The 6706-nt window shown below is 70.2% G+C and carries 7 protein-coding genes; 2 read left to right on the forward strand and 5 right to left on the reverse strand.

Annotated elements, in window-relative coordinates; all coding sequences use genetic code 11:
- From VGO20_RS00820 to flhA, 4 genes are all read right to left on the reverse strand, one after another.
- A partial coding sequence (locus VGO20_RS00820; RefSeq protein ID WP_327500377.1) for a hypothetical protein occupies positions 1-389 on the reverse strand: 389 nt, incomplete at its 3' end.
- A 73-nt stretch (positions 390-462) separates the two neighbouring features.
- Positions 463-1548, reverse strand: coding sequence for a flagellar biosynthesis protein FlhB (flhB, locus tag VGO20_RS00825; RefSeq protein WP_327500378.1), 1086 nt, complete (start codon positions 1546-1548; stop codon positions 463-465).
- Positions 1549-1554: 6 nt separating this feature from the next.
- Entirely contained in the window at positions 1555-2316 is a 762-nt protein-coding gene (locus tag VGO20_RS00830; RefSeq protein WP_327500379.1) for a flagellar biosynthetic protein FliR, read from the reverse strand.
- 4 nt (positions 2317-2320) lie between these two features.
- The gene (gene flhA, locus VGO20_RS00835) at positions 2321-4414 is read right to left on the reverse strand and encodes a flagellar biosynthesis protein FlhA (RefSeq protein ID WP_327500380.1); all 2094 of its coding nucleotides are present in this window, start codon (positions 4412-4414) and stop codon (positions 2321-2323) included.
- A 169-nt stretch (positions 4415-4583) separates the two neighbouring features.
- Between flhA and VGO20_RS00840 the strand changes: the two genes are divergently transcribed.
- Positions 4584-4943 carry a GFA family protein gene (locus VGO20_RS00840; protein ID WP_327500381.1) on the forward strand — a complete coding sequence of 120 codons (360 nt, stop codon included), beginning with the start codon at positions 4584-4586 and terminating at the stop codon, positions 4941-4943.
- 19 nt (positions 4944-4962) lie between these two features.
- Here the strand turns inward: VGO20_RS00840 and VGO20_RS00845 are convergent, their stop codons facing one another.
- A complete protein-coding gene (locus tag VGO20_RS00845; protein ID WP_327500382.1) occupies positions 4963-5853 on the reverse strand; it encodes a LysR family transcriptional regulator in 891 nt (296 codons plus the stop codon).
- A gap of 107 nt (positions 5854-5960) precedes the next feature.
- Here VGO20_RS00845 and VGO20_RS00850 point away from each other — a divergent pair, with 107 nt between their 5' ends.
- A complete protein-coding gene (locus tag VGO20_RS00850; RefSeq protein WP_327500383.1) occupies positions 5961-6611 on the forward strand; it encodes a nitroreductase family protein in 651 nt (216 codons plus the stop codon).
- Positions 6612-6706 lie beyond the last annotated feature (95 nt).

Genomic DNA, 6706 nt, shown 5'->3' on the forward strand with positions numbered 1-6706 from the left:
TCCTCCCCCGGCCGCTCGACCATGATGGCGAGGCCGATCTCGGCCGTCATGCGGCGATGGTCCGTGACGGTGATCCGGGCCTCCCAATGCGTGCCCAGCCGGCTCTGGGAACCGCGCAACTGGGCCCAGCTGCGCAGGTAGTCCACGAAGCTCTCCGACGTCCGGTCGACCCTGACGTGGTCGACGCGGTCCTCGACCGCGGGGTCGAGCCGGATCGCGTAGCCGGCCGGCCGCAGCGCCGAGGAGACTTCCGCCACCAGGGCCTCGACGGCGGCGAAGGTCTGCCGGACGTTGACGACCAGGGCCGCGAGGTACTCCTCGCCCGTCAGCGCGCGGCGCTTGGCGTTGTCGGCCCTGTACACGCCGTATAGGTCGTCTGACCCGTTCATCTGCTGGAAGGTCGAATACCGCTAAAGCACGTCCAGTTCTGCCACCGGCCCGTTGAGGAACCATTAATGGGCCTCAGCTCCTCGGGCCGGCGCCCGACCGCAGGCGCAGGACGTAGGTGATGACCTCGGCCACGGCGCGGTACTGCTCGGGACGGATCGGCTGGTCGATCTCGACCGTCTTGAACAGCGTGCGCGCGAGCGGCGGGTTCTCGACCACCGGCACGCCGTGCTCCTGCGCCAGCGCGCGGATGCGCTGGGCCACCAGGTCGGCCCCCTTGGCGACGCAGACGGGCGCGGCGGTGCGGCCGCGCTCGTAGTGCAGCGCCACCGCGAAATGGGTCGGGTTGGTCAGCACGACGGTGGCCTGCGGGACGGCCGCCATCATGCGCTGGCGCATGCGCTCGCGGCGGATCTCCTTGAGCCGGGCCTTGAGATGGGGATCGCCCTCGACCTGCTTGTACTCGTCCCGCACCTCCTGGACGGTCATGCGCAGCTTGCGCCGCCATTCGTAGCGGCGCCACAGCAGGTCTACGGCGGCGATCAGCACGGTCGCCGCCAGCACCGCCAGCAGCAGCCGCAGGGTCAGGTCCCGGAGCAGGCCGGGAAGGCCGGCGACGTCGATCCCCACCAGCACCTCCGTCCGGTCGATGAAGGGCCGCACCACGAACCAGGCGGCGACCCCGACCACGGCCAGCTTGACCAGGCTCTTCAGGAACTCGGCGACCGCCGAGGCCGAGAACAGGCGCTTCCAGCCCGCGAGCGGCGAAATGTTCGACAATTTCGGCCGGATGCGCTCGGCCGCGACGACGACGGCGCCCTGCGACAATGCCGAGGCGACGGCGCCGGCGAACAGCAGGCCCAGGGTCGGCAGCAGCACCATGCCGGCGCCGCCGAGCAGGCCGCGCAGCCCGTTCAGCACGTCGAAGGCGCCGCCATCGAGGCGGATGTCGTCGGGGTTCTCGATCAGCGGCAGCATCAGCTCGGCAAGGCCCGCCGCCGCTCCCGGCGCGGTCGCCGCCGCGATCAGCCAGGCGGTCGCCATCATCGCGAGCGTGCCCATCTCGCGCGCCCGCGGGACGTTGCCCTTCTCGACCGCCTCGCGGAGCTTCTTCTCCGTCGGCTCCTCGGTCTTCTGCGACTGCTCCTTCTCCTCGGACATGCCGCCTCACCAGCCGCCGAGCCAGTCGGCCAGCGCCGCGGAGAACGCCGACAGCATGGCGGCGGACGTGACCGCCAGGACGAGGAGCCCGCCGACCACCAGCGCCGGCGTGCCGACGAAGAACACCGGCAGGGCCGGCATGGCCCGGTTCACCAGGCCGAGCGCCACGTTGAACAGCATCGCGAAGGCGAGGAAGGGAGCCGCGAGCCCGACGCCGAGGCGGAAGGTCGCCGCCACCAGCACCGAGAAGTCCTGGGCGAGCGCGCCGGTGTCGAGGCCGGCCGCCACCGGCATCGGCCCGTAGGAGCGCAGCAGCGCCCCGAGCATGAGGTAGTGCAGGTCGGCCGCGAAGATGACCGCGATCCCGGCGATCACGAGCGTGCCGGAGATGACGGACCCGCCCTCGAAGCCGGTGCCGGCGACGGCGAACGGGTTGGACAGGCCGGCCGCCTGGCCGATAACCGAACCCGTGACCTGGAGCGCCGAGAGGAACAGCCGCGCCCCCAGCCCGAGGAAGGAGCCCGCCACCAGCTCGCCCGCGATCTGGCGCACCAGCTCGCCTCCCTCCGCCGGGACCGCGGCCGGCAAGCCCGGCACCGCCTGCGCCAGCGCCAGGGCGAGCACGGCCGCGGCCCCCAGGCGGATGCGCATCGGCACCGTCATCTCCCCGAATCCCGGCAGGAACATCACCGCGGCCCCCGCCCGCACGAAGACCAGGAACACGCGGTAGGCTTCCAGGCTCAGCAGGATGGCGAGCGGGTCCGTCACGGCCTCATACCTGGTCGATCGTCTTCACCGCGACCTTCCGGTGCAGCTCCGCATGGCTCACGACCGGGGTCATCGGGCTGACGCGCTCGAGCAGGGAGCGCACGAAGGGCCTCACCTCCGGCGAGACCAGGAGTGCCGGCCATTGCTGCGGCCCGGCATGGCGCTGGATGCGGGTGCGCACCGCGCCCAGGAAGTCCTGCACCCGGCTCGGCGCCATGGTGAAGCGGCGCTCGTCGCCGTCGGTCGCGATGCTCTCGATCAGCGCCTGCTCCCATTCCGGCGACAGGGTGATGACCGGGACGAAGCCGTCGGCGCCCGCGAGCTGCTGGCAGATCTGCTGGCCGAGGCGCCCGCGCACGTGCTCGGCGATCAGGCTGATGTTGCGCGTCCAGGTCACCGCCTCGCCCACCGCCTCCAGTATCGCCGGAAGGTTGCGGATCGAGACGCGCTCGGCCAGCAGCGCCTGGAGGACGCGCTGGACCGCGACCAGGGAGATCTGGCTCGGCACCAGGTCGCCGAGCAGCTTCTGGTACTCCTTGCCGAGCCCGTCGAGCAGCTTCTGCAGGGCCCCGAAGGTCAGCAGCGCCGGAAGCTGGTCCTTGATCACCTCGGTCAGGTGGGTCGTGATGACGCTCTCGGGATCGACGACGGTGTAGCCCTTGGCGACCGCCTCCTCGTGGCGGGCGGGATCGATCCACTTGGCCTGGAGGCCGAAGGTCGGCTCGCGCGTCGCCTCGCCGACGATGTCCTCGGCCCCGCCGCCGGTGGGGTCGATCGCCATCAGGTGCTTCGGCCGGACCTCGCCGCGCGCGACCTCGACGCCCATGATCGCGACGACGTATCCCTTGGGGGGCAGGTAGCTCGAATCCTTGATCCGCACCGCGGGCAGGATGAAGCCGAACTCGCGGGCGAAGCGCTTGCGCAGGGTCTTGACCTTGCCGGTCAGCGGGCCGTTGCGGTCGAGGATCAGCGGCACGAGATGGCTTCCGACCTCGACCCGCACCTCGTCGATGCGCAGCATGTCCTCGGCCGCCTCCTCCTGCGGTGCGGCGGCCTGCTTCTGCTTGTGCTCCTGCTCCTTGGCCGCGGCGTCGCGCGCCTGCCGGCGCGGCAGGTACCAGGCCGTGAAGCCGAAGGCGGAGGCCAGCAGCAGGAACGGCACCACGGGCAGGCCGGGTGCCACCGACAGCACGCCGAGCAGGGCCGCCGCGACCGCCAGCGCCTTGGGATAGCCGGCGAGCTGGTTGATGACCGCCTCGTCGGCCGAGCCGACGGTGCCGCCCTTGGTCACCAGCAGGCCGGCGGCCAGCGAGACGATTAGGGCCGGGATCTGCGTCGCGAGCCCGTCGCCGACGGTCAGGATGGTGAAGGTCGCGGCGGCGCTCTCGAAGCTCATGCCCTGCTGGGCCATGCCGATCACCATGCCGCCGATCACGTTGATCAGGGTGATCACGAGGCCGGCGACCGCGTCGCCGCGCACGAACTTGGACGCGCCGTCCATCGCGCCGAAGAAGGTGCTCTCCTCCTCCAGCGTCTTGCGCCGCCGCTTGGCCTCCGTCTCGTCGATCAGGCCGGCCGACAGGTCGGCGTCGATCGCCATCTGCTTGCCGGGGATCGCGTCAAGGGTGAAGCGCGCGCCCACCTCGGCTATGCGCGACGCGCCCTTGGTCACGACGACGAAGTTGATGACGACCAGGATCGCGAACACGATGATCCCGATCACGAAGTTGCCGCCCATGATGAACTGGCTGAAGCCCTGGATCACGTGGCCGGCGGCGGCGGTGCCGGTATGCCCCTCGCTGAGGATCAGGCGGGTGGACGCGATGTTGAGCGCGAGGCGCAGGACCGTGACGACCAGCAGCACGGTCGGGAACGACGAGAAGTCGAGCGGCCGGTGGATCCACAGCGCCACCATCAGGATCAGCACGCTGACCGAGATCGACAGCGCCAGCCCCAGGTCCAGCAGCCAGGTCGGCACCGGCAGGAACAGCACCGTCAGCACCATGACGATGCCGGTCGCGAACAGGACGTCGCGGTTGGCGAGCCCGATGTCGCCGAGGCTGGTCGCGCCGCGTCTGAGATTGCCCGTCAGGCTCATGGGTCGGCTGGCCTTCGATTGCGGCGTTCCGGTCCCGCATGCTGACCGGTGCGGGTAAAACCGGGATTTACGCCGCGCCCGCCCCTGCCCTACCCTGGCCTGCGGTCGTTGATCGATCGACCTCCGGGATGCATCATCGGTTCATCCTCAGCCCACAGGCGGTGATCCCATGCTCGAAGCATCGTGCCATTGCGGGGCGGTCCGCATCCGGGTCTCGGAACCGCCGAACGACCTGACGTCCTGCAACTGCTCGCTGTGCCACCGGGTCGGGACGCTGTGGGCCTACTATTCCGCCGGCGAGGTGACGTTCCTGGCCGGGGGCCGCGCGACCGTGCCCTATGTCCATGGTCCGCGCACCCTGGCGGTGCATCACTGCCCGACCTGCGGCTGCGTCACCCACTGGCAGGGCCTGGACGGGGCGCGCGCCGGGCAGATCGCCGTGAACGCGCGGCTGATGGACCCGGCGGACATCGAGGACGTGCCGGTATACCGGTTCGACGGCGCTTCCTCCTGGACCTATCTGGACTGAGTACCGGCCGGCCCGTCGTTCACGACCGGCCGAACTCCTCCACGAGAAAGCCGAGAAAAACGCGGATCTTCGGGGCGAGGTGCTGCCGGGAGGGGTAGACGGCGTAGAGCGTTGTTTCCACCGTGCTCCAGTCCTCCAGTGCGGATTGCAGCCGCCCTTCCCTCAAGTCGTCCTCGACATAGGGGCGGGGCATCAGGCTGAGGCCGAAGCCTTCGCGTATCGCGTCGCGGACGGCGAGGCTCGACGAGACCGAGTACCGGGCGCCGACGGCGATCCGTTCGGTGCGCCCGTCCTTGCGGAACTCCCACATGTCCGCATGCCCCGAGAGGCTGAAGCGGACGCAGTTGTGCGATCTCAGGTCGGAAGGCGCCTGCGGCTTGCCATGCGCCTCGAAATAGGACGGGGCCGCGCAGAGCACATGCGGCATGCTCGCGAGCTTTCTGGCGATCAGGCTGGAATCCTCCAGGCCGTCGCTGCCGCGGATGGCGAGGTCGAAACCCTCCCTGACGAGGTCGACCCGCCTGTCGTCGAGATGAAGGTCGACGGCCAAGTCGGGATGGCGCGACAGGAAGCGGGGAATCGCCGCGGAGAGCCGCGTCAGCGTGACGGTCATCGGCGCGCTGACCCGCAAGGTGCCGCTCGGCCCGGTCCTGATCGGATCCAAGGCTTGGTCCGCCTCGCACAGCGCGTCCAGCCCGCGTACGACGTGCTCCAGGTAGATCCTGCCTTCTTCAGTCAGCGCCATGCGCCGCGTCGTCCGGTTGATGAGCCGTGCGCCCACATGCGCCTCCAGCTCGGCGACGTTCTTGCTGACCGCCGCCGGCGACAGGCCGAGCCGCCGCCCGGCCTCGGCGAAGCTGTTCAGCTCGGCCACGTGGCGAAAGACCTGCAAGGCCGTGTAGCGGTCCATCACATCCTTCTCTCATGGGAAAGAATTTCTTAGCCACATAGCGCATTATCGCCCAGGGGTGAATTCCATACCGTCCGTCCGAACGCCCCGTTGGTTTGGATGGAATGATGACGAACCCTGCAATCGCCCTCATCGAGCGGCGCGTATCGGCCAACCTGTTCGACGCCGGCCACAGGCTGGCGGATGCGGAGATCGAGGGACTGGTGCGGCTCGCGACGCGGGCGCCCACCGCCTACAACCTTCAGAACTGGCGCTTCATCGCGCTGCGCGCACCCGAGGCGAAGATGCGGTTGCGGCGCCTCGCCCAGGGGCAGGCGAAGGTATCGGAAGCTGCCGTCACCTTCATCATCTGCGGCCTGCTGCCCGACCACGCCGACATCCCCCGACGACTGTCTCCCTTCGTGGAGGCCGGCTTCATGTCGGCGGGCACGGCTGCGGGATGGCAGGAAGGCGCGCGCGCGCAATATGCCGACCCCCGGACGGCCCGCGACGAAGCCGTGCGCTCGGCCTCCCTCGGCGCCGCGACGCTGATCCATGCGGCCGAAGCGATGGGCTTCGTCTCCGGCCCGATGATCGGCTTCGATGCCGACGGCGTAGCGCGGGAGTTCGGCCTCGAGCCCCACGAGGTGCCCGTCATGCTCGTCGCAGTCGGTCGCGCCGCGCCGGGCAATTGGCCGCAGAAGCCCCGCCGTCCGCTCGCCGAGGTTCTGGACATAGATCCCGACGGTTCCGCACCCGGCCCCTACCGGCCCTCGTAGTCCGGCAGCAGCGGGCGCGCCGGGGCATCGGCGTAGAGGCTGGTCAGGAAGGCGAGCCGTGCGCGGTCCGGCCGGCCCCAGGCCGGCGAGGCCGG

Source organism: Arenibaculum sp. (genome assembly GCF_035998295.1).
Lineage (GTDB): Bacteria > Pseudomonadota > Alphaproteobacteria > Azospirillales > Azospirillaceae > DASYHS01.

Excerpts from the sequence above, each read along its gene's own strand:
- flhB (WP_327500378.1), bottom strand. The coding sequence starts at position 1,548 with ATGTCCGAGGAGAAGGAGCAGTCGCAGAAGACCGAGGAGCCGACGGAG.
- flhA (WP_327500380.1), bottom strand. The coding sequence starts at position 4,414 with ATGAGCCTGACGGGCAATCTCAGACGCGGCGCGACCAGCCTCGGCGAC.
- VGO20_RS00840 (WP_327500381.1), top strand. The coding sequence starts at position 4,584 with ATGCTCGAAGCATCGTGCCATTGCGGGGCGGTCCGCATCCGGGTCTCG.
- VGO20_RS00845 (WP_327500382.1), bottom strand. The coding sequence starts at position 5,853 with ATGGACCGCTACACGGCCTTGCAGGTCTTTCGCCACGTGGCCGAGCTG.
- VGO20_RS00850 (WP_327500383.1), top strand. The coding sequence starts at position 5,961 with ATGACGAACCCTGCAATCGCCCTCATCGAGCGGCGCGTATCGGCCAAC.